The sequence below is a fragment of the Streptomyces sp. WAC00040 genome, from assembly GCF_056835925.1.
In genome coordinates this window covers 2,945,077-2,965,715 of sequence record NZ_JAKQZE010000001.1, presented here as the reverse complement: position 1 = coordinate 2,965,715, position 20,639 = coordinate 2,945,077, and the positions used below count along the sequence as shown (strand labels likewise).

General features: G+C 71.4%; 21 protein-coding genes. 11 read left to right on the top strand and 10 right to left on the bottom strand.

Annotated features, from left to right (window positions below; translation table 11 throughout):
- Positions 1 to 57: 57 nt before the first annotated feature.
- The 3 genes from MDN94_RS13945 (at position 58) to MDN94_RS13935 (ending at position 1,551) form a co-directional block, all read left to right on the top strand.
- On the top strand, positions 58 to 702 hold the full coding sequence (locus MDN94_RS13945) for a TetR/AcrR family transcriptional regulator (protein WP_307708158.1): 645 nt from the start codon (positions 58 to 60) through the stop codon (positions 700 to 702).
- Between the two features lie 149 nt (positions 703 to 851).
- Positions 852 to 1,079 (top strand): DUF3107 domain-containing protein, encoded by a 228-nt coding sequence (locus MDN94_RS13940; protein WP_053556957.1) that lies wholly within the window; start codon positions 852 to 854, stop codon positions 1,077 to 1,079.
- Between the two features lie 202 nt (positions 1,080 to 1,281).
- Positions 1,282 to 1,551: a hypothetical protein gene (locus MDN94_RS13935; protein ID WP_482726140.1), complete on the top strand. Its 270-nt coding sequence runs from the start codon at positions 1,282 to 1,284 to the stop codon at positions 1,549 to 1,551.
- A 197-nt stretch (positions 1,552 to 1,748) separates the two neighbouring features.
- Here MDN94_RS13935 and MDN94_RS13930 read toward each other — a convergent pair whose 3' ends face one another.
- Positions 1,749 to 2,483 carry a ferritin-like fold-containing protein gene (locus tag MDN94_RS13930; RefSeq protein WP_441264065.1) on the bottom strand — a complete coding sequence of 245 codons (735 nt, stop codon included), beginning with the start codon at positions 2,481 to 2,483 and terminating at the stop codon, positions 1,749 to 1,751.
- 496 nt (positions 2,484 to 2,979) lie between these two features.
- Between MDN94_RS13930 and MDN94_RS13925 the strand changes: the two genes are divergently transcribed.
- Complete coding sequence (locus MDN94_RS13925) at positions 2,980 to 5,133, top strand: DEAD/DEAH box helicase (protein ID WP_482726139.1); 2,154 nt, start codon at positions 2,980 to 2,982, stop codon at positions 5,131 to 5,133.
- Between the two features lie 255 nt (positions 5,134 to 5,388).
- Positions 5,389 to 6,240 (top strand): alpha/beta fold hydrolase, encoded by an 852-nt coding sequence (locus MDN94_RS13920; protein ID WP_482726138.1) that lies wholly within the window; start codon positions 5,389 to 5,391, stop codon positions 6,238 to 6,240.
- Positions 6,241 to 6,281: 41 nt separating this feature from the next.
- Here MDN94_RS13920 and MDN94_RS13915 read toward each other — a convergent pair whose 3' ends face one another.
- Entirely contained in the window at positions 6,282 to 7,181 is a 900-nt protein-coding gene (locus tag MDN94_RS13915) for an NYN domain-containing protein (RefSeq protein WP_441264062.1), read from the bottom strand.
- Positions 7,182 to 7,361: 180 nt separating this feature from the next.
- On the opposite strand from MDN94_RS13915, the gene MDN94_RS13910 reads away from it, so the two are divergent.
- Positions 7,362 to 7,517, top strand: a complete 156-nt coding sequence (locus tag MDN94_RS13910; RefSeq protein ID WP_441264061.1) for a hypothetical protein — start codon at positions 7,362 to 7,364, stop codon at positions 7,515 to 7,517.
- A gap of 76 nt (positions 7,518 to 7,593) precedes the next feature.
- On the opposite strand, the gene MDN94_RS13905 is transcribed toward MDN94_RS13910, so the two are convergent.
- From MDN94_RS13905 to MDN94_RS13890, 4 genes are all read right to left on the bottom strand, one after another.
- Positions 7,594 to 8,199 carry a MarC family protein gene (locus MDN94_RS13905; RefSeq protein WP_005312320.1) on the bottom strand — a complete coding sequence of 202 codons (606 nt, stop codon included), beginning with the start codon at positions 8,197 to 8,199 and terminating at the stop codon, positions 7,594 to 7,596.
- 101 nt (positions 8,200 to 8,300) lie between these two features.
- The gene (locus tag MDN94_RS13900; RefSeq protein ID WP_482726137.1) at positions 8,301 to 9,164 is read right to left on the bottom strand and encodes a PHP domain-containing protein; all 864 of its coding nucleotides are present in this window, start codon (positions 9,162 to 9,164) and stop codon (positions 8,301 to 8,303) included.
- A 123-nt stretch (positions 9,165 to 9,287) separates the two neighbouring features.
- The gene (locus tag MDN94_RS13895) at positions 9,288 to 9,926 is read right to left on the bottom strand and encodes a DUF6758 family protein (protein WP_482726136.1); all 639 of its coding nucleotides are present in this window, start codon (positions 9,924 to 9,926) and stop codon (positions 9,288 to 9,290) included.
- 292 nt (positions 9,927 to 10,218) lie between these two features.
- Positions 10,219 to 10,815 (bottom strand): suppressor of fused domain protein, encoded by a 597-nt coding sequence (locus MDN94_RS13890; protein ID WP_453460534.1) that lies wholly within the window; start codon positions 10,813 to 10,815, stop codon positions 10,219 to 10,221.
- Positions 10,816 to 11,265: 450 nt separating this feature from the next.
- Here MDN94_RS13890 and MDN94_RS13885 point away from each other — a divergent pair, with 450 nt between their 5' ends.
- Together MDN94_RS13885 and MDN94_RS13880 are read left to right on the top strand one after the other, a co-directional pair.
- On the top strand, positions 11,266 to 12,381 hold the full coding sequence (locus MDN94_RS13885; RefSeq protein ID WP_441264057.1) for a magnesium and cobalt transport protein CorA: 1,116 nt from the start codon (positions 11,266 to 11,268) through the stop codon (positions 12,379 to 12,381).
- Between the two features lie 28 nt (positions 12,382 to 12,409).
- A complete protein-coding gene (locus MDN94_RS13880) occupies positions 12,410 to 12,922 on the top strand; it encodes a hypothetical protein (RefSeq protein ID WP_482726135.1) in 513 nt (170 codons plus the stop codon).
- Between the two features lie 216 nt (positions 12,923 to 13,138).
- On the opposite strand, the gene MDN94_RS13875 is transcribed toward MDN94_RS13880, so the two are convergent.
- Positions 13,139 to 13,915: a hypothetical protein gene (locus tag MDN94_RS13875; protein ID WP_482726134.1), complete on the bottom strand. Its 777-nt coding sequence runs from the start codon at positions 13,913 to 13,915 to the stop codon at positions 13,139 to 13,141.
- A gap of 181 nt (positions 13,916 to 14,096) precedes the next feature.
- Here MDN94_RS13875 and MDN94_RS13870 point away from each other — a divergent pair, with 181 nt between their 5' ends.
- The 3 genes from MDN94_RS13870 to MDN94_RS13860 are packed head-to-tail and all read left to right on the top strand — an operon-like array spanning position 14,097 to position 17,121.
- Complete coding sequence (locus MDN94_RS13870; RefSeq protein WP_482726133.1) at positions 14,097 to 15,359, top strand: magnesium transporter MgtE N-terminal domain-containing protein; 1,263 nt, start codon at positions 14,097 to 14,099, stop codon at positions 15,357 to 15,359.
- Positions 15,352 to 15,945 (top strand): DUF1003 domain-containing protein, encoded by a 594-nt coding sequence (locus tag MDN94_RS13865; protein ID WP_482726132.1) that lies wholly within the window; start codon positions 15,352 to 15,354, stop codon positions 15,943 to 15,945. Before MDN94_RS13870 ends, MDN94_RS13865 begins: the two co-directional genes overlap by 8 nt.
- 42 nt (positions 15,946 to 15,987) lie before the next feature.
- Positions 15,988 to 17,121 carry an Mrp/NBP35 family ATP-binding protein gene (locus tag MDN94_RS13860; protein WP_482726131.1) on the top strand — a complete coding sequence of 378 codons (1,134 nt, stop codon included), beginning with the start codon at positions 15,988 to 15,990 and terminating at the stop codon, positions 17,119 to 17,121.
- 124 nt (positions 17,122 to 17,245) lie between these two features.
- Here MDN94_RS13860 and MDN94_RS13855 read toward each other — a convergent pair whose 3' ends face one another.
- The 3 genes from MDN94_RS13855 to MDN94_RS13845 form a co-directional block, all read right to left on the bottom strand.
- Positions 17,246 to 17,941, bottom strand: coding sequence for a hypothetical protein (locus tag MDN94_RS13855; protein ID WP_441264051.1), 696 nt, complete (start codon positions 17,939 to 17,941; stop codon positions 17,246 to 17,248).
- A 118-nt stretch (positions 17,942 to 18,059) separates the two neighbouring features.
- Positions 18,060 to 18,521 (bottom strand): sec-independent translocase, encoded by a 462-nt coding sequence (locus MDN94_RS13850; protein ID WP_482726130.1) that lies wholly within the window; start codon positions 18,519 to 18,521, stop codon positions 18,060 to 18,062.
- A 138-nt stretch (positions 18,522 to 18,659) separates the two neighbouring features.
- Positions 18,660 to 20,534: a S1C family serine protease gene (locus tag MDN94_RS13845; protein WP_482726129.1), complete on the bottom strand. Its 1,875-nt coding sequence runs from the start codon at positions 20,532 to 20,534 to the stop codon at positions 18,660 to 18,662.
- Between the last annotated feature and the right edge of the window lie 105 nt (positions 20,535 to 20,639).

Genomic DNA, 20,639 nt, shown 5'->3' with positions numbered 1-20,639 from the left:
GAGTCTGCCCGAACTGTGCTTGTCAGAACTGTGCTTGTTCTTACATTGGGAGGCGGCGTGACAGCCATCGAGCAGACAGAGGCGGCGCGCCCGCGGGGCACACGCCTGCCACGCCGAGCCCGCAGAAACCAGCTCCTGGGCGCCGCCCAGGAAGTTTTCGTGGCTCAGGGATACCACTCGGCGGCGATGGACGACATCGCCGAGCGTGCGGGGGTCAGCAAGCCCGTGCTCTACCAGCACTTCCCGGGCAAGCTCGAGCTCTACCTCGCGCTCCTGGACCAGCACTGCGAATCGCTGCTCCAGGCCGTCCGCGGCGCGCTCGCCTCGACGACGGACAACAAGCTCCGCGTCGCCGCCACCATGGACGCCTACTTCGCCTACGTAGAGGACGAGGGCGGTGCGTTCCGGCTGGTCTTCGAGTCGGACCTGACCAACGAGCCCGCGGTCCGCGAGCGGGTGGACCGGGTGTCGTTGCAGTGCGCCGAGGCCATCTCCGACGTGATCGCGGAGGACACGGGCCTGTCCAAGGACGAGTCGATGCTGCTGGCGGTGGGTCTGGGCGGCGTCTCCCAGGTCGTCGCCAGGTACTGGCTCTCCAGCGGCTCGGCCATCCCGCGCGACACCGCGGTCCAGCTGCTCACGTCGCTGGCCTGGCGCGGTATCGCCGGCTTCCCGCTGCACGGCACCGAGCAGCAGCACTGAGACCCGGGCCCCCGGCCGGGGTCCGGCGTCAGGGCTGTTCGCTCCTGGCGTTTCCGGGCGGCGCCTGACGGCTGCCGCCTTGGGGCTAATGTGTGCTGCGTACGGCGCGGTGACCGCGCAACGCACTGACCGTTCGGAGGGACATAGCCGTGGAGGTCAAGATCGGCGTGCAGCACGCGCCCCGGGAGCTCGTTCTGGAGAGCGGGGAGTCCGCCGAGGAGGTCGAGCGCGTCGTGGCAGAGGCGCTGGCCGGCAAGTCGCAGCTGCTCAGCCTCACGGACGAGAAGGGCCGCAGGGTCCTGGTGCCGGTCGACAGGCTCGCCTACGTCGACATCGGCGAGTCGACGACGCGGCGCGTGGGGTTCGGCGCGCTGTAGCGCGACGGCGGCGCACGCCACGGGCTGTGTCCGGGCGAGCGTGGTGAAGCATGTTCGCAAGAGGGCCCGGCGGGACGACCGCCGGGCCCTCTTCGCTGCTCAGGGCTGCCCGAACCGCCGAAGGAGGGTTGCGTTCCGTGCCCGCCGGGTAGTACGGGCTACGACCGTCCAGCCCAGCCCGGCGTCCGTGAGGAGATCAGCAGTGCTCTTGGAATCGCTCGGTTCAGTCCTGCTCGGGCTCGCACTCTCCTGGGCGGCGGTCCATCACCTCGGCGACCGGCTTCCCTCCCGCAGGGCGGTCTTCGCCACCGGTGCGGTGGGGGCACTCTTCGGCGCGTACGTGACACACGTGGCGCTCGGGCCCGGCCACAGTCTCGCGACCTTGCTGGGGGCCGTGGCGATCGGGGCGGTGCTGCTCTCACTGCTGATCCGCCCGTCGACCCGCAGACTGCGCCGCGCGTTCCCTTTCTGAGCCCGCACGATGTCCGGCCGCCCCAAGGACGGCCGGAGGACGAGACCGGCGACGCACCGGACGGCGGACCGGGCGAGGCACCGGGCAGGCGCCCCGGCGACGGACCGGACCCCGGCGACGACGCCGGGACTCAGGGCCCCGGGGAGCGCATTTTATGCCCCTTCCCGAAGCCGTTCCCCGCCCGGTGAAGCCGTTTCCTATGCCGCCAGGCCCAGTGCGGCCATCCGCTTGGTGTGAGCCTTGGTGATCCGGGAGAACATCTCACCGACCGCTGCCAGGTCGAAGCCGTCCGCCACACCGCCCACGAGCATCGTGGACAGCGCGTCCCGCTCCGCCACGACACGCTGCGCCTGGGACAGGGCCTCTCCCATCAGCCGCCGCGCCCACAGGGCAAGCCGGCCACCGACCCGCGGGTCCGCCTCGATCGCGGCACGCACCTTCTCCACGGCGAAGTTCCCGTGGCCGGTGTCGTCGAGCACGGCGAGCACCAGGGCGCGGGTGTCGCTGTCCAGGCGGGCGGCCACCTCGCGGTAGAAGTCACTGGCGATCGAGTCGCCCACGTAGGCCTTGACCAGGCCCTCCAGCCAGTCGGACGGCGCGGTCAGCCGGTGGAAGTCGTCCAGGGCCTGGGCAAACGGCTCCATCGCGGCCGTCGGCTCCGCGTCGATGGCCGTGAGCCGGTCACGCAGCCGCTCGAAGTGGTGGAATTCGGCGGAGGCCATCTTCGCCAGCTCGGCCTTGTCGCCGAGCGACGGCGCCAGCTTGGCGTCCTCCGCGAGCCGCTCGAATGCCGCCAGCTCGCCGTACGCGAGTGCCCCGAGCAGGTCCACGACGGCGGCACGATACTGCGGTTCCGCGGACGCCGCAGCCCAGTCCAGGGCGGCGATCCCGGTGTGACCGGTGGATTCAGTGGCGTTGTCAGGCGTCTCCATGAACGGCACAATAGCCCGCCCGCCGCACGGGGGAAGGGCCTGGTCAGCAACGCCGCAAACACAGTCCTCGTGAATTCACCCAACACACATGCGCGAATCCGGGGTACAGTGGTAATGCGCCTGCTGAGCGTTCAGAGTATTTCTGTGCCCTCGGTAGGCCGTCTGATGAATGAGGATGCCCGGTCGGTGGCCCGATCGGCTCCGACCCCGACCGCCCTCCACGCGGATCATGCGCACAGTTGCGCAAGACCGCAGATGAGGGGCCCCCTCAGCGGTACGAGCGCTCGAGCGACGGCAGTGGTCCCGCGCCATCCGGCCGATGCACGGCCGGTCCAGTACCCAGGTGCGGTACGACCCCCAGCGTTCGCCTCGCGCCGCGTCTCACAGAAGAGGCAACACCCTGACTACGCAGACTTTCCGGGACCTCGGGATCCTCCCCGAGACCGCCGAAGCCCTCGAGGCCGTCGGCATCGTTTCCCCCTTCCCCATCCAGGAGATGACGCTCCCCGTCGCGCTCTCCGGTTCCGACGTCATCGGCCAGGCCAAGACCGGCACCGGCAAGACCCTCGGATTCGGCCTGCCGCTGCTGGAGCGCGTCACCGTCCCCGCGGACGTCGAGGCCGGCCGGGCGAAGCCCGAGCAGCTGACCGACGCCCCCCAGGCCCTGGTCGTCGTCCCCACCCGCGAGCTGTGCACCCAGGTCACCAACGACCTGCTGACCGCCGGCAAGGTCCGTAACGTCCGTGTGCTCGCCATCTACGGCGGCCGGGCGTACGAGCCCCAGGTCGAGGCGCTCAAGAAGGGCGTCGACGTGATCGTCGGCACGCCCGGGCGCCTGCTGGACCTGGCGGGCCAGAGGAAGCTCGACCTCTCGCACGTGCGCGCCCTGGTCCTCGACGAGGCCGACGAGATGCTCGACCTGGGCTTCCTGCCGGACGTCGAGAAGATCATCCAGCAGCTGCCCGCCAAGCGGCAGACCATGCTTTTCTCCGCGACCATGCCGGGCGCCGTCATCGGTCTCGCCCGCCGCTACATGTCGCAGCCCACGCACATCAGCGCCACCTCGCCCGACGACGAGGGCGCGACCGTGCGCAACACCACGCAGCGCGTCTACCGCGCGCACTCCATGGACAAGCCCGAGATGGTCTCGCGCATCCTGCAGGCCGAAGGCCGCGGACTCGCGATGATCTTCTGCCGTACGAAGCGCACCGCGGCGGACATCGCCGACCAGCTCGCACGCCGCGGTTTCGCCTCCGGAGCCGTGCACGGCGACCTGGGCCAGGGCGCCCGTGAGCAGGCGCTGCGGGCGTTCCGCAACGGCAAGGTGGACGTGCTCGTGTGCACCGACGTCGCCGCGCGAGGCATCGACGTCGAGGGTGTCACGCACGTCATCAACTACCAGTCGCCCGAGGACGAGAAGACCTACCTCCACCGCATCGGCCGCACGGGCCGCGCGGGAGCGTCCGGCACCGCCGTGACACTGGTCGACTGGGACGACATCCCGCGCTGGCAGCTCATCAACAAGACACTGGACCTGGGCTTCCCGGACCCGCCGGAGACGTACTCCACGTCGCCGCACCTGTTCGAGGAGCTGAACATCCCGGCCGGCACCAAGGGCGTCCTGCCGCGTGCCGAGCGCACGCGCGCCGGTCTGTCCGCGGAGGAGGTCGAGGACCTCGGCGAGACCGGTGGCCGCGGCCGCCGGACCGCGTCGGCCCCGGCGGCCCGCGAGGAGCGCCCGGCCCGTACGCGTGCGCCGCGCCAGCGTCGCCGCACCCGCGGCGGGGAGACGACGGCCGGGACGGCCGTGGCCGAGGCAGCCGTTCCCGAGCAGGCCGCCGGCGAAGCGTCCGTCGAGCCGCGCACGCCCCGCCGACGGCGTCGCACCCGGGTGGGCGCGCAGGCGTCCGCCGAGGCGACGGCCGTCGTCGAGACGGTCGAGCAGACCGCTGCCGTCGTCGAGGCGGAGACTGAGGCGGAGACGGAGACGGCCAAGCCGCGCCGCCGCCGTACGCGCGGCGCCGCGCAGGCCGTCGTCGCCGAGGCCGAGGCGGTCGTGGAGACCGCGGCCGAGTCCGAGCCCGAGGTCAAGCCCCGTCGCCGCACCCGTGCCACGAAGGCCGTCGACGCTGTCGACACCGTCGAGGCCGTCGAGGCCGTCGAGGCCGGCATCGCAACGGTGGAGCCGGAGGCGGTCGTCGAGACCAAGCCGCGCCGGACCCGGACGCGTGCGGCCAAGGCGGTCGACACCGCCGAAGCCACCGCCGCCGAGGCGAAGCCCCGACGGACGCGTGCGGCCAAGGCCGTCGACACCGCCGAGGCGGCAGTGACCACCGAGGCCGACACCGAGACGAAGCCGCGCCGGTCCCGCGCCCGCAAGGCCGTCGACACGGCAGAGGCCGTCAAGACCGACGCAGAGGCGAAGCCCCGGCGGACGCGTGCGGCCAAGGCCGTCGACACCGCCGAGGCGGCAGTGACCGCCGAGGCCGACACCGAGGCCAAGCCCCGCCGGACCCGCGCCCGCAAGGCCGCGGAGCCCAAGGCTGCGGTGGCGGCCGAGACCACAGTGAGCGCCGAGACCGGCGTGGAGCCGGAGGCGAAGCCGCGTCGGACGCGTGCGCGCAAGGCTGTGGCGCAGCCGGAGAGCTGACGCCCACGCACCTCATCACGGCCCGGCCCCGGGAAGGGGCCGGGCCGTTGTGTTCCCCCGCCTTCCCGGTGCCGGCTCCGCCCGGAGCCGGTACCGTCTTGCGCCACGGGAGGCGCCCGAGCCGGACCGGAGTCGCCTCGCGACTCCGGTCCCGCGGCGTTCGAGGCGGGGGTGAAGGGGCGGGATGGGAGAACACGCCCGGCGCATCGGCGCCGCCCGCCCCCGTTCGGCCTCCCCCGGGTTAGCCTCGTCCGCATGAGCCGGCCGCCCACCTTCGTTCCGCCCGCCTGCGCACGTTCCTGCGCGCTCCCCACCTCGCGCGGCGCGTTCGCCGTGCTCGACGCGCGGCCGTCCGGGGACGTGCGCGGCACCGCGCTGCTGCTGCCCGGGTACACCGGCAGCAAGGAGGACTTCATCGCGCTGCTCGAGCCGCTGACCGCGGCCGGCTATCGCGCCGTCGCGGTCGACGGCCGCGGCCAGTACGAGACGGCCGGCCCTGCCGATCAAGCCGCCTACGGCCAGGACGAGTTGGCGCGGGACGTACTGGCCCAGGCGGCGGCGCTGGGCGGTCGGCTGCACCTCGTGGGGCACTCGCTCGGCGGCCAGATCGCCCGCGCCGCCGTCCTCATGGACGCTTCGCCGTTCGTGACGCTGACACTGATGTCGTCCGGGCCGGCGCAGATCAGTCCGGCCCAGCAGCAGCGGGTGAAGCTGCTGAGCGACGCGCTCGCGGTGATGCCGATGGACCAGGTGTGGGAGGCGATCCTCGCCTTCGACGCGCCGGAGGACGCGGCGGAGGAAGCCACGGAGGACCGTGAGGACCTGCGGCGCCGATGGCTGCTGCACAATCCGGCCCAACTTCTCGCCACGGGAAGGCAGTTGCGAAACGAACCGGACAGGGTCGCCGAACTCGCCGCCGTACGGCCGCCGCACACGCATGTGCTGTCGGGCGAGCGCGACGACACCTGGCCGGTGCCGCTGCTGGACGCGATGGCAAAAGCGCTGGGGGCGCACCGGACGGTGATCGCCGGTGCGGAGCACTCCCCGAACACCGACCGCCCCGCGGAGACCGCCGCCGCGCTCGTCCGGTTCTGGGCTCAGCACTGAGTCGATCCGGGGGCCGGATCGTACGGCTCCCGGAGGAGCAGTCAGTACTGGGACTGGAGGTGCTGCCAGAAGCCGTCACGCAGCGCGCGCCGGAGCAGCGCGTGCCCGCGCAGCGAGCGCTGGAGCCGCCGTTCCGCCTCGATGAGCAGGTCCTGGTCGACGGACCCGGGCAGGTAGGGGTGGCCGGGAAGCAGTTCGGCCAGCTCGGCGCGACCGCGCTCGCCCAGCCAGGTCGCGGCGATCTGCGCGCCCACGAAACGCACTTCGTCACGGGAGGGCGGCGGTGAGCCCTCGTTCTCGTAGGTCGTCACCGGCCTGCGGGTGATGTAGGGACGGCAGAAGTCGAGGTCGAAGGTGCGCTGGCTGTCCACCTCCCACAGCAGCGGCTCGGCCTGGTTGCGGCCCTCTCCCGCCTCGATGCCCCAGAGGTGGACCCGTGCGCCGTACCCCTGGGCCGCCTCGACCGCGGAGACCAGGTCCTCGTCGCCGCCGACGAGCGCCGCGTCACTGATGGCGCGGTGCCGGGCGAGGGACTCCAGGTCGGTGCGGATGAGGGAGTCGACGCCCTTCTGCTGGTTGTTGGCGTTGAGGTTGCCGAGGCGCACCTTGACGTCGGGCAGCTCCGCGATCGCCTGCTGCTCGGAGGTGTGGATGCGGCGCCTGGCGCCGTCGTACCAGTAGACCCGCAGCAGCCGGCTGTCGGCGAAGATCGTGCGCGCCTTGTCGATAAAGGCTTCGATCAGACCTTCCGCGTCGAGGTCGAAGGAGCGCCGGTCCTCCGTGCCCGCCACAAGCAACCCGGCCGCAGCATAGACGTAACCGGCGTCGACGAAGATGGCATGGGTGGAGGGGGTCTTCGCGACCTCGGCGAGCATCCGCTGCAGGAGCTCATTGGTGCGCTCCAGGCGGCCGGCGATCTGGTTGATCTCTGCGTCGTTCATACGGGGCTCATTGTCCGTGTCCGGAGCGCTACCCGCCAGTAGTTAGGCATCCGAAAAATTTCCTTAGCGTAGGGAATGTTTGCAGGATGCATCCCGTTGACACCCGTATACACGGACGGGGACTTCCGTCTGTGAGCCACTCAGTTCTCCTGCAGGAGGATCAGACGAAGGGAGAAGCGCTTGCGCTTCGAGATCATGCGACTGGACGACATCGACGGCACGGCTGTCGACAGTACGGTCGTGGACGCCGCCTCCGTCAATCGGATCGTGCAGCAGGCCGCCTACACCGGCCAGCGCATCTACATCCGGCCCGCCGACACCGACGTTGCTTCATAACGCCTGACCAGCTCGACGACGCGCGACGCCCCCGTACGGACGAACCGTACGGGGGCGTGCTGCGTCCCGGCGCCGGTCAGGCGCCCTGGACGACCTGGGTCACGCCGTTGATGATCTGCTGCACCGCTATCGCGGAGAGCATCATGCCGGCGAGCCGGGTCACCAGGACGACGCCGCCGTCCTTGATCAGGCGGATGATCACCAGTGAGTAGCGCATGGTCAGCCAGAGCACGACATGCATGGCGACGATCGCCGCCCACACGGAGACCTGCTCGCCCGCCCCGTCCGCGTGCTGCACGGCGAGGATCACGGAGACGATGGCGCCGGGCCCCGCCAGCAGCGGCATGCCCAGCGGCACCAGCGCCACGTTGACGTCCTTGGTCTGCTTGGGCTCGTCGGTCTTGCCGGTGAGCAGGTCCAGGGCTATCAGCAGCAGCAGCAGTCCGCCGGCGATCATCAGCGCGGGGACGGAGACATGCAGATAGTCGAGGATCTGCTGGCCGAGTATGCCGAAGACGGTGATGACACCGAAGGCGACGGCCACGGCCTGCCACGCCATGCGGCGCTGCACCTTGGTGGCGCGGCCTGAGGTGAGGGCGAGAAATATGGGCGTGATCCCGGGGGGATCCATGATGACGAAGAGGGTCAGGAACAGGGAGCCGAAAACGGCAGCGTCGAACACAGTGAGGGCCTTGCGGAAGAGGGTTGTACGAGGTGGGCAAGCGTGGGTGAGGGCGCGTCCCGTGTGATCGAGGACGTCAGGACGCCAGGTACGGGGACGCCCTAGGAAACGGCTCCGCCCGTGCCCGGCACCGGGAACGCCCCGGTGGCGCGGCGAGTGATCTCGCCGTAGATCTCGGGATCGGTGGTGTATTCGCCGAGCCGGCAGGTCTTGCGGCTGCCGTGGTAGTCGCTGGAGCCGGTCGTCAGCAGACCGAGGTCCCGGGCGAGGCCGCGCAGCCGGTCGCGGGTCTTCTGGTCGTGGTCCATGTGGTCGACCTCGATGCCGTCGAGGCCGCACGCGGCGAGCTCCGCGATCGCGGCGTCGGGGACCACCCGGCCTCGCTTCACGGCGAGCGGGTGGGCGAGGACCGTGACCCCGCCGGCGGCCTTGACCAGTCGGATCGCCGTGAAGGGATCGAGCTCGTGCTTCTCCACGTACGCACGGCCGCCGTCGGCCAGCCACTGGGGCGTGAAGGCGTCGGAGACGCAGGACACGACGCCCAGCTCGACGAGGGCCTCCGCCACGTGGGGCCTGCCGACGGAGCCGTCCCCGGCGATACGGGCGACCTGCTCCCACTCGACGGGCACACCGAGGTCCCGGAGCTTGCCGACCATCGCCCGGGCGCGCGGCACCCGGTCGTCGCGCACGAGCTCCCGCTCGCGCAGCAGGTCGGGCTCCTCGGCGTCGAAGAGGTACGCCAGCATGTGGACACTGATGCCGTCGAGGCGGCAGGAGAGTTCGGCGCCGGTGACGAGAGTCACTCCCGCGGGGACGGCCGCTGTGGCCTCCGCGTGGCCGCGAGTGGTGTCGTGGTCCGTGAGCGCGACGACGTCCAGACCGGCGGCCGCCGCGTTACGCACCAGCTCGGCCGGGGTGTCCGTGCCGTCCGAGGCCGTGGAGTGGGTGTGCAGGTCGATGCGCACGACGCGTGACTCCGGGGCTCGGGGCGGACAGGGGACACCTCAGGATAACTGCCGCACCAGCACGCCCCGGCCGCCCTCGGAGCGCACCCCGACCGCCCTCCGGCGGCCGACGGGAACGGTCCGCTACGACAGGAGTCGCGGCGACAGGGCACCGCACGGCAGCAGTTCGACCTCCGCGCCCGCGTCCCGCAGGTCCGTGAGCACCAGCTCGTCGTACATCAGCAGCCCGGACTGCTCCGGCCAGACCACGGCCCACAGCCACAGGCCCCGCGCTTCGCCGGCGAACACCGCCCGGTCGTCGGGGGCACCCTTGACATGCCACAGCGGGGTGGGCCGGCCGGCCGCGAGCACCTTGGCCTGCGACGGCTTGTCCACTTCGATGTGCGGCCCGGGGTCGGGACCGTCGATACCGGCGTAACGGGATCCGAGGCCGACGCCCAGCTCCTCGGCGATCAGCAGCAGCTCCCCGATGCCGCCGAGCGGCCCCGGGCCGGAACACGCGACGGCCGTCGCCCGGCCGCCGCTGCGGTCGTCGCCCGCATAGGCGACGCCGGTGTAGAGCCAGCCGACCGGAAGGGGCCAGGGCATCCACACGGGGACCTGCGCGCGGTGCACGACGACACCGAGGGCCTCGACACTGGGCGGGATCACCGGCTGCAGCGGGTGCACGGCGCCGTGCACATCGCACTGCCAGGAGTCGGCAAAGAGACCGGGCGCCCTCACCCGGCCACCGCACTTCGGGCAACTGGGTTCGCCCCTCATAAGGGTCAACGGTCCTCTCCGGTGGACGCCGCGTCAAGGACGATCACCCGTCCGGAGCGCGCCTCCGTCCCGGTGAAAGTAGATGCATCGATCACTTATCAGGTCATGTGACGTCCGGCCCGGCATCGAACGGTCCGAACCGCACGAAGCCACCCGATCGGATCAACGGCCTGCTCCGGGAGACGCGGCCGCCCAGGTGCGGACGACAGGCCTCGGCCCGCACCCTGGAGGCCCGGGCTGAAACCGCGTCACATTCCGCGTCCCGGCCAACATCCTTGAACCGGGCCGTGGTTCAGTCCAGCGTCACGGACCGGCGCAGCGGATCGCGCAGGTCCGTCCCGTGCGTCAGCCAGCGTTCCTGGAGTTCCGCCGCGCCGTGCACCCTCTTCCAGGCCGCCTCGTTCGACGTCATGGGCAGCAGGGGCAGGAAGCGCACAGGGTCCATCGGGTCGCCCAGCTCCAGGTCCTCCACCAGCCCGCCGGGCTCCGCGACGAGCACGGAGCTGAACGGCGCGGAGGGCCACAGCGCGTCCCCCACGTCGAGCGACGCACCCGGCGCCACGACCACCCCCTCCACCTGCGGGGAAGCGGCCAGGACCGCGAGCGGCCGCAGCACCTTGTCGGTGTCCGCGAGGCCGGCCCGTACGGTCAGCACAAGCTCCGCGCGCGGGCCCTTCACCGGATCGGCGAGGGCCGCGGTGGGGTCGGTCATCGGGTGGGCGGACATGCCGAGAGTGGCGTAGCGCACGATGTCCTTGTCGCCGTCACGGTCCCGGAAGCGCAGCACCTCGATGCGGTCGGTGCCCAGGAAGGTCACCGCGGCACGGGCGTCCGGTTCCCCAAGGGCGCTGCGCAGCCGGGCTTCGACAAGAGCAAGAACGTCTTCCATGTCGCGAGCATAAAACGCGTAAGGAGCGGGCAAACACAGGGATTGACCCGTAGTCGGCTGATAGGCTTGGCCGCTGGTCGGGACGGACACAGAAGTGTTGCCTTCAAGTCCTGACGACACGTCGTCCCTCACGGGGGACCGGCCGGAGGAGGTGAGGCTGCGGTGGATCGAAGTCGATCGTGCAGTACCAGCAGCTCTTCCGCACGGCACCGTTCCCTTCGCCGGTCCTGACCCGACGAACCGGAATCCGGTGTACTGAGGCCTTTCCCGCACGGGGCCCCACGGCTTTTCGCACGACGGAAGAGCGCGAGCACTTCGTTTTTGCCTGTCTGTAGCGAACGCCGTCACCGCGCTCCCGCGGTGCCGCCCGCTTTGCGGACGTACGACTCACGTCCCCATTCCGGGCTGTGCCACGCCACCGCCGACGGCCTCTCCGTGAAGGAGCCAGCCATGTCGATGATCCGTGACCTGCGCGCAGCGGTCCGCCCCTCGCTGCGCAAGAGCAGCACCCCGTACAACGGCTACGACACCACCCGTGACCCCTCCGCCTCCAGCGCGGTCGTCGACTGCGCCGTCTACCGTGACGGCCGGCGCCTCGAGAGCACCGCGTGCCTGACGCCCCACGAGGCGATGCTGCGGGTGCGGGAGGGCGGCGGCTTCGCCTGGATCGGACTGCACGAGCCGACTGAGGCCGAATTCGCCGGTATCGCCGCCGAGTTCGGACTCCACCCGCTCGCCGTCGAGGACGCCGTCCACGCCCACCAGCGGCCCAAGCTGGAGCGGTACGACGACACTCTGTTCACCGTCTTCAAGACGATCCACTACGTCGAGCACGCGGAGCTCACCGCCACCAGCGAGGTCGTTGAGACCGGCGAGGTGATGTGCTTCACCGGCCGGGACTTCGTCATCACGGTGAGGCACGGCGGCAAGGGCTCGTTGCGCGCACTGCGGCACGGCCTCCAGAAGGACGCCGAGCTCCTCTCCAAGGGTCCCTCCGCGGTGCTTCACGCCATCGCCGACCATGTGGTCGACGGCTACATCGCGGTCGCGGAGGCCGTGCAGGACGACATCGACGAGGTGGAGATCGACGTCTTCTCCGCGCCGGCCAAGGGCAGCCCGCGCGGTGGCGACGCGGGGCGGATCTACCAGCTCAAGCGCGAGGTGCTGGAGTTCAAGCGGGCCGTCTCCCCGCTGCTGCGTCCGATGCAGCTGCTGAGCGAGCGGCCCATGCGGCTCGTGGACCCCGACATCCAGAAGTACTTCCGCGACGTCGCCGACCACCTCGCACGGGTGCAGGAAGAGGTCATCGGCTTCGACGAGCTGCTGAACTCCATCCTCCAGGCCAACCTGGCCCAGGCGACCGTCGCCCAGAACGAGGACATGCGCAAGATCACCTCCTGGGCGGCGATCATCGCCGTCCCGACGGCGGTCTGCGGCATCTACGGCATGAACTTCGACCACATGCCGGAGCTGAAGTGGAAGTACGGCTACCCCTTGGTGCTCACGGGCATCGCGGTGGTCTGTTTCGCCATCCACCGCACGCTCAAGCGCAACGGCTGGCTGTAGTACGAGAGCCGGTCGATAGGCTGCGCGCATGACATCGCATCTGCTCGGCCGGGCGCTCGTCGAGGAGGCCACCAAGAAGTCGGGCCTCATCTGGGTGCGTGGCGACGGCCCCGCGCGTGCCCTGTGGCACGTCTGGCACGAGGGCGCCGCGTGCATCGTCGGCGACGGGCCCGGCGAGCAGCCGCTGCCGGGCCTCGTGGACGGCGCGGACGCGGAGGTCACCGTACGCAGCAAGGACAAGGGCGGCCGGCTCGTCGCCTGGTCGGCCCGGGTGAGCGAGCTCGCCCCGCACTCCGAGGCGTGGGAGGCGGCCGTCGGCGAGCTCAAGGGCAAGCGGCTGAACGCCCCGGACGCGGAGCGGATGACCGAGCGCTGGGCGCGTGAATGCCGGGTGCTGCGCCTCGAGCCGCGGGACGCGGTCACCGACCTGCCCGACGGCTCGCTGGCGGCCGCGCCTCTTCCGACCGCCGCGACGACCCGTCGGCCTGTTCCGGCGGCACTGCCGAGGCTCCTGCTGAAGCGGCGCAAGCGTCGCGGCTGATCCGGCTGCGGCGGCTCAGGGCGCCCGGAGGGAAGCAGCAGGGCGGTAAGGGGGCCTGCCCGTTTTCGGGAAGTGGGGACCCCACGGCCGCCGGGGGCCGCCCCCGGCGGAGGCAGGGGAAACGCCCCGGGCGGCGGCCCCGCGCCCCAGCGCGAGTCAGGAGCCCTGCGCGCAGCTCACGGGCTCAGCGCGCAGGTCAAGAGCTCTGCTCGGATGTCAGGAGCTCTGCTCGGAGGACTTCGGGAGCTGCTTGCCGTAGTCGACCGTCTCGTCCTTCGACGGCTCGGCCAGCGGGAAGTCCTTGTCCCAGTCGCCCAGCGTGAGCACCCCCGCGCCGCCGGCCCGGGTGAACTGCAGCGGATACGGCTTGCCCTCCAGGGACACGTCGAGGACACCACCCCTGCCGCCGTCGCCCGCCGTGACCTTGATGGTGCGCACCCCGCCGACGCGGGTCCGGTCTCCCTTGCTGAGCTTGCCCTCCATCCCGAGCAGCCCGTCGAGCAGCACGTCCATGTCGGTGAAGCCGCGGAACTGCTTGTACGAGGGGTCGCCCTTGGGGACCTTCACGTACTTGTCGGCGAGCTTCTTCGCCGCCTCGAGGTCCGATTCGCTCGGCTGCTTCTCCTCGTCGCCGTCCGCGTGGCTCCAGAAACCGGCGTCGGCCTTCAGGAAGAGGGTGTCGCCGATCCTCAGCAGCTCGAAGGCGTTCTCCTTGGACGTGAGCGAGCCGGTGCCGCCGTCGTGCTTGAGCCGCATGTTCAGCTTGTAGGTGCCGCCCTTGCTGACGAGGGTGCCGGAGAGGCGCACCGAGGCCGCGGCGTCGGCCGCCGTCCGCGCCTTGGTCTCGATCTCCTCCGCCGACAGCTTCCCGATCCCGTTCGTCCCCGCGTCGGGGTCCTCACCGCACGCACCGAGGGCGATGGTCAGCCCGGCACACAGCACCGCGGAGAGCCCGGCCCGGCGTGTTCGGCCGGCCGGAGGGAGGGGAGTCACCAGCGCACTGCCTCTCATCTGTGGGGAATGGCAGACCGCAGCGTACCTGTGCGGGGTGCACGGTCGAGCAGGCAGCCGTACGGCCGTCGGCCGGGAGCGGCCCGGATCGGTACCGGCTAGCCTGAAACGGTCCGGAACCAGCATTCCGGGGCAGAAGTGACCGGTAGGAGGAGGGGCGAACATGGCGGCAGGCGCCCCGCGGGTCTTCGTCTCGCACCTCGCCGGCGTGCCCGTCTTCGACCCCAACGGTGACCAGGTGGGTCGCGTACGCGACCTGGTCGCGATGCTGCGCGTCGGCCGCCGCCCGCCACGGCTGCTGGGCCTGGTGGTCGAAGTGATCAGCCGCCGTCGGATCTTCCTCCCCATGACGCGGGTGACGGGCATCGAGTCGGGCCAGGTCATCACCACCGGTGTCCTCAACGTGCGCCGCTTCGAGCAGCGTCCCACCGAGCGGCTGGTGCTGGGCGAGCTGCTGGACCGGCGGGTACGACTCGTGGAGAGCGGCGAGGAGGTCACGGTGCTCGACGTGGCGATCCAGCAGCTGCCGGCCCGCCGCGACTGGGAGATCGACAAGGTCTTCGTGCGCCGGGGCAAGGGCGGGGCACTGCGCCGCAGGGGAGAGACGCTGACCCTCGAGTGGTCCGCCGTCACCGGCTTCTCGCTCGAGGAGCACGGTCAGGGCGCGGAGAACCTGCTGGCCACTTTCGAGCAGCTTCGTCCGGCCGACCTGGCCAACGTGCTGCACCATCTGTCTCCCAAGCGTCGTGCCGAGGTGGCCGCGGCGCTCGACGACGACCGGCTCGCAGACGTGCTGGAGGAGCTGCCCGACGACGACCAGGTGGAGATCCTCGGCAAGCTCAAGGAGGAGCGGGCGGCCGACGTCCTGGAGGCCATGGACCCGGACGACGCCGCCGACCTGCTGTCCGAGCTGCCGGAGGCGGACAAGGAACGGCTGCTGGCCCTGATGCGGCCCGACGACGCGGCGGACGTACGGCGGCTGATGGCGTACGAGGAGCGCACCGCGGGCGGTCTGATGACGACCGAGCCGATCGTGCTGCGTCCCGACGCCACCGTGGCCGACGCGCTGGCCCGGGTGCGCCAGCAGGACCTCTCCCCCGCGCTCGCCGCGCAGGTGTACGTGTGCCGGCCTCCCGACGAGACGCCGACGGGGAAGTACCTGGGCACGGTGCACTTCCAGCGGCTGCTGCGGGACCCGCCGTTCGCGCTGGTCAGCTCGATCGTGGACAGCGACCTGCCGCCGCTGTCGCCGGACACCCCGCTGCGGACCGTCACCCAGCACCTCGCCGCCTACAACATGGTGGCGGCACCGGTCGTCGACGAGGGCGGGTCGCTGCTGGGCGCCGTGACCGTCGACGATGTGCTGGACCACCTGCTGCCCGACGACTGGCGCGAGACCGAGTTCGAGGAATCCGCCCATGGGTAGCGGCGAGACGGGTCCGCCCGACCGGTTCGAGCAGCCGGGGCGCATGCCGGCGGGCGCGAGCGCCGCCTCGCGGCCGCGGGTGCGGTTGGACCTGCCGCGGGCCCCGCGCCGCAGCCTGCTGCCCGACTACGACCCGGAGGCCTTCGGCCGTCTCTCCGAGAAGATCGCACGGTTCCTCGGGACGGGCCGGTTCCTCGTCTGGATGACCCTGACGATCATCGCCTGGGTGGTGTGGAACGTCAGCGCCCCTGCCCCGCTGCGCTTCGACGAGTACCCGTTCATCTTCCTGACCCTCGCGCTGTCGCTCCAGGCGTCGTACGCGGCGCCGCTGATCCTGCTGGCGCAGAACCGGCAGGACGACCGCGACCGGGTCAACCTGGAGCAGGACCGCAAGCAGAACGAGCGCTCGATCGCCGACACGGAGTATCTGACCCGGGAGGTCGCGGCGCTGCGGATGGGCCTCGGCGAGGTGCCGACGCGGGACTGGATCCGCTCGGAGCTGGTGGATCTGGTGCGGGCGATGGACGAGCAGCGGGTCCTGTCCCCGCACGAGCGCACGCGCGGTAGTGACGAAGACGACCGCTGACGGCCTTTCCGCAGGCGGTGGCCGGAGCCGTACCATCTCCGTATGGCTACGGAAGACGCGGTGCTTGAGGCACTGGCGACGGTGAACGACCCCGAGATCAACCGACCGATCACCGACCTGGGCATGGTGAAGTCGATCCACATCGGGGACGACGGCACGGTCGCCGTCACGGTGTACCTCACCGTCTCGGGCTGCCCGATGCGCGAGACGATCACCAAGAACGTGACCGATGCGGTCGCACGCGTCGACGGCGTCTCGCGGGTCGAGGTCACGCTGGACGTGATGAGCGACGAGCAGCGCAAGGACCTCGCGGCGTCGCTGCGGGGCACCACCGCCGAGCGCGAGGTGCCGTTCGCCAAGCCCGGTTCGCTGACACGCGTGTACGCGGTGGCGTCCGGAAAGGGCGGCGTCGGCAAGTCCTCCGTGACCGTGAACCTGGCGGCGGCCATGGCGGCGGACGGTCTGAAGGTCGGCGTCGTCGACGCGGACATCTACGGCCACAGCGTGCCGCGCATGCTGGGTGCGGACGGGCGTCCGACCCAGGTCGAGAACATGATCATGCCGCCCTCCGCGAACGGCGTGAAGGTCATCTCCATCGGCATGTTCACGCCCGGCAACGCGCCGGTGGTGTGGCGCGGCCCCATGCTCCACCGGGCGCTGCAGCAGTTCCTCGCCGACGTGTACTGGGGCGACCTGGACGTCCTGCTGCTCGACCTCCCGCCGGGCACGGGCGACATCGCGATCTCCGTCGCGCAGCTCGTCCCGAACGCGGAGATCCTCGTCGTGACCACCCCGCAGCAGGCCGCCGCGGAGGTGGCCGAGCGGGCCGGCTCCATCGCGGTGCAGACGCACCAGAAGATCGTGGGTGTCGTCGAGAACATGTCGGGCCTGCCCTGCCCGCACTGCGACGAGATGGTCGACGTCTTCGGCAGCGGCGGCGGCCAGCGGGTCGCGGAGGGCCTGACGAAGACGACCGGCGCGACCGTGCCGGTGCTGGGCTCGATCCCGATCGACGTGCGGCTCCGCGAGGGCGGCGACGAGGGCAAGCCGGTCGTCATCACGGACCCGGACTCCCCCGCGGGCTCGGCGCTGCGGGCGATCGCGGGCAAGCTCGGGGGCCGTCAGCGCGGTCTGTCGGGCATGTCGCTGGGCATCACCCCGCGCAACAAGTTCTGACCGGAGGGGCACCCGCCCTCACCGGCACCGAAGGGCGCCGCTCGGCTCGAGCGGCGCCCTTCGGTCCGTCTTCGGGTCCGTACCCGCCCCGCGGAGCAGGTACGGCGGTCGTCCCGCCTGCGGATCAGCGCACGTACGCGGCCGGGTTGGCGACCACCGCGAACCCCAGACCGTACGCGCTCATCCCGCGCCCGTACGCGCCGATGTGGACTCCCGCCCCGGTCGTGCCGGCCAGTACCCAGCCGAACTCCGACTCGCGGTAGTGGAAGGACGTCGGGACCCCGTCCACCGGCAGCGAGAGGGTCGACCACTCGGGGCCGGTCAGATCGTCCGCCAGCTCGAACGCGGTCTCCGTCTGCTGGTCGAGCCAGTCGTCACGCAGCGAGTGGTCGAGCTTCTCCGGCCAGGTGTGGGCCAGCAGGCCGGAGCCGGCCAGCCAGGCGGCCGACGAGACGGTGGTGGCCTCCAGCACGCCCGTGCCGTCGCCGGTGCGCCTGACCGGGTTCGCCGCGACGGTCACCACGACGGCGAAACGCTCCTTCTCGGCACCTGCCGTCTCGGACCGTATCGTCGGCTCGTCGCCGTGACCGATCGCGCCGTGCTGGACCGTCCCGTCCGCGGCGGTGCCCACCTGCATCAGGCGCCGGGGACCGGTGAAGGCCTCGTCCAGCGCGTACCAGGGGAAGGCGGCGTTCTTGAATCCCTCCGCCGCACGCCGGGCAGCCGTGTCCCCCTGCGCCGTGCGGGATCTGTAGCCGCTCTGGTCCGGCGTTTCGCCCGCCGTCCCCTGCTGCTCCGTCACCCGGCTCGTCGTCGACATGTACCCGGCCGCCTCTCCGTCTTTCACACCTGCAGCGGACCCGCCCCCCTCGGGCGTCCTCACTGCCGGACAGATGGAGAATAGCCACCCTCTCCCCGCTCGCAGGGATTGACAGTCCTCAGGTGGCGTCTGCGTCGAACGGCGGACGTGTGCCGCCGGCAGGCGTGTCGCCCTTCTTGAGCAGGTCGGGGCCGCCTGAGGAGGAACCGTTCACCGCGGCGGGCACGGAAGTGTCCGACACACCGGAATGCTCCGTTCCGTTGACGGCGTCGGCGACCTCGTTGATCTCCTTCTTGAGATCGAAGCTGCTTCGGAGCTCCTTGAGGTCCTTCAGATCCTCGTTCTCCGCGAGCTGCTTGCGGATGAACGCCTTCGGGTTCAGGTCCTCGAACTCGAAGTCCTTGAACTCGGGCCCGAGCTCGCTTCGGATGTCCTCCTTCGCGCTCTCGGAGAACGCGCGGACCTTCCGGATGAAGCGGCTGGCGTCCTGGATGACCTTCGGTAGCTTGTCGGGGCCGAAGATGAGCACGGCGAGAACCACGAGCGCCACCAGCTCCAGTGCGCCTATGTCATTGAACACCTTGCTGCTCCTCGTGTTCTCCGTGCTCGCTGCGTGCCCCGTGCCCGCCGCGGTCCGCGGACCGGCCGGTATCCGGGTCCGGTCCACGGTACCCGGCGAAACTGTCGGCCCGGTACCTTCCGGGCAGCGCCGAGATGGTCATGAGCTGTCCGCGGAACCGAGCACGAGCGTCACCGTCCGCTCGTCCCCACCGCGACGCAGCGTCAGCTCCAGCTTGTCACCGGGGCGGTGTGCGCGGATCTTCACGATCAGCTCCTCGCCGCTGTGCACCCGCCGGCCGTCCACCTCGGTGATGACATCGCCGGACCTGACACCCGCCTCGGCGGCGGGACCCCCCGGGGTGACGGCGGGGGAGTCGTCCTGGCCCTTGTCGCCGACTCGCGCCCCGTCACCGGCGAACTTCATGTCGAGGCTGACCCCGATCACCGGGTGCGTTGCCTTGCCGGTGTTGATCAGCTCCTCCGCGACGCGCTTGCCCTGGTTGATGGGAATCGCGAAGCCGAGCCCGATGGAGCCCGCCTGGGCCCCGTCGGTCCCCGCACCGGTGTCCGCGGCACGGATGGCGCTGTTGATGCCGATGACCCGGGCCTTGCCGTCCACGAGCGGGCCGCCCGAATTGCCGGGGTTTATCGGTGCGTCGGTCTGCAGGGCGTCGACGTAGCTGATGTCGCTGCCGTCGCCCTTGTTGCCGCCGGCGGTGATCGGCCGCTCCTTGGCGCTGATGATTCCCGAGGTGACCGTGTTCTGGAGGTCGAACGGTGCGCCGATGGCGACGACGGGATCGCCGACCCGGACGTTGTCGGAGTTGCCCAACGGCAGCGGCTTCAGGCCGCTGACCCCGGTCACCTTGACCACGGCGAGGTCGTAGCCGCTGTCCTTGCCGACGAGGGTGGCCTTGGCCGTCTCGCCGCCGCTGAAGGTGATCGAGATGTCACCGGAGGCGCCGGCCGGGTCGACGACATGGTGGTTGGTGAGGATGTGGCCCTGCTCGTCGAGCACGAAGCCGGTTCCGGTGCCCTGTTCCGCGTCGCCGCTGACATGCAGGGTGACAACGCTGGGCAGGGCGCTCGCGGCGATGCCGGCGACGCTGTCCGGCGCCCGGTCGGCGCTCTCGCGACCGGCCTGGGGAAGCTCGATGCGGGTCACACCGCCGTTGCGCTCCACATAAGCGCCTATGACACCGCCCGTACCGCCCGCGACGAGCGCGACGACGAGCGCCCCGATCAGCAGCGGGCCGCGCCGCCGCCTGCGGGGGGCGGCCGGCTCCCCCGACTGGGTGAGCGGCGCTCCCGGCGCACTCCAGGGGTCGTACTGGAGCCAGACGGAGGACAGCGGCTGCGGTCGCTCCGGGGCGGGCGGCGGACCGGTCAGGGCGGGCGCCGGCGGAACTGCGGGGCCGGAGTGCGGATGCTGCGGCGCGTGCGGATGCGGGAGCAAGGGCTGGGGCTGTGGCTGCGGGTGCTGTTCCGGGTGCGGCTGCGCGTAGCCTCCGCTCCCTGCGCCCGCCGCCGTGTACTGGGCGGGAAGCGGCGTGCCGTGGGCCGGCGTCGCCACCGGGCGCTGCACGGGAGGGGCGGGCGCCCACGGGCCGGGTCCGCCGTACGGCGGGGTGCTGTAGGGATCGGGGTCGTGCAGCGGCTGGGGCCTCTGCGGCACGGTGCCCGCCGGGGCCGCCGCCGCGGGCACAGTGGCGTCCACCGGCGCGGGTGCCTCCGAGTGGGCGGGCGCGGGCACCTCCGAGTGGGCCGGCGCCGGCGCCTGCGAGGGCACCTCGGCGGCAGCCGGCGCAGGCGCCTCCGCAGGGGCGGGGACCGCTGCCCGGTCCGGCTGTGCGTGCGTCCGGGCGTCCACCCGGTTCGTTTCCGGTGCCGCTGACGCGTCCACCGATGAAGCGTCCTGGGCCCCGGGAGCCTCCTCCGGCGCGGGTGCCTCCTGCCCGGAGGGGACCTCGCGCCCCTTGTCGGGGCGGCTCCACCACTTCGCCTTGGGTCCGGTGGGCTTCCCGTCGTTCATGCTCTCCCCGCAAACTGCCGGCCGCTGCGGCGCCCCCGCGGGCACCCGCTGAGATTCAACCAGGTTTGCGAATCCGCGCGCAGGGTCCTGGTCGGGTCCTGCTCA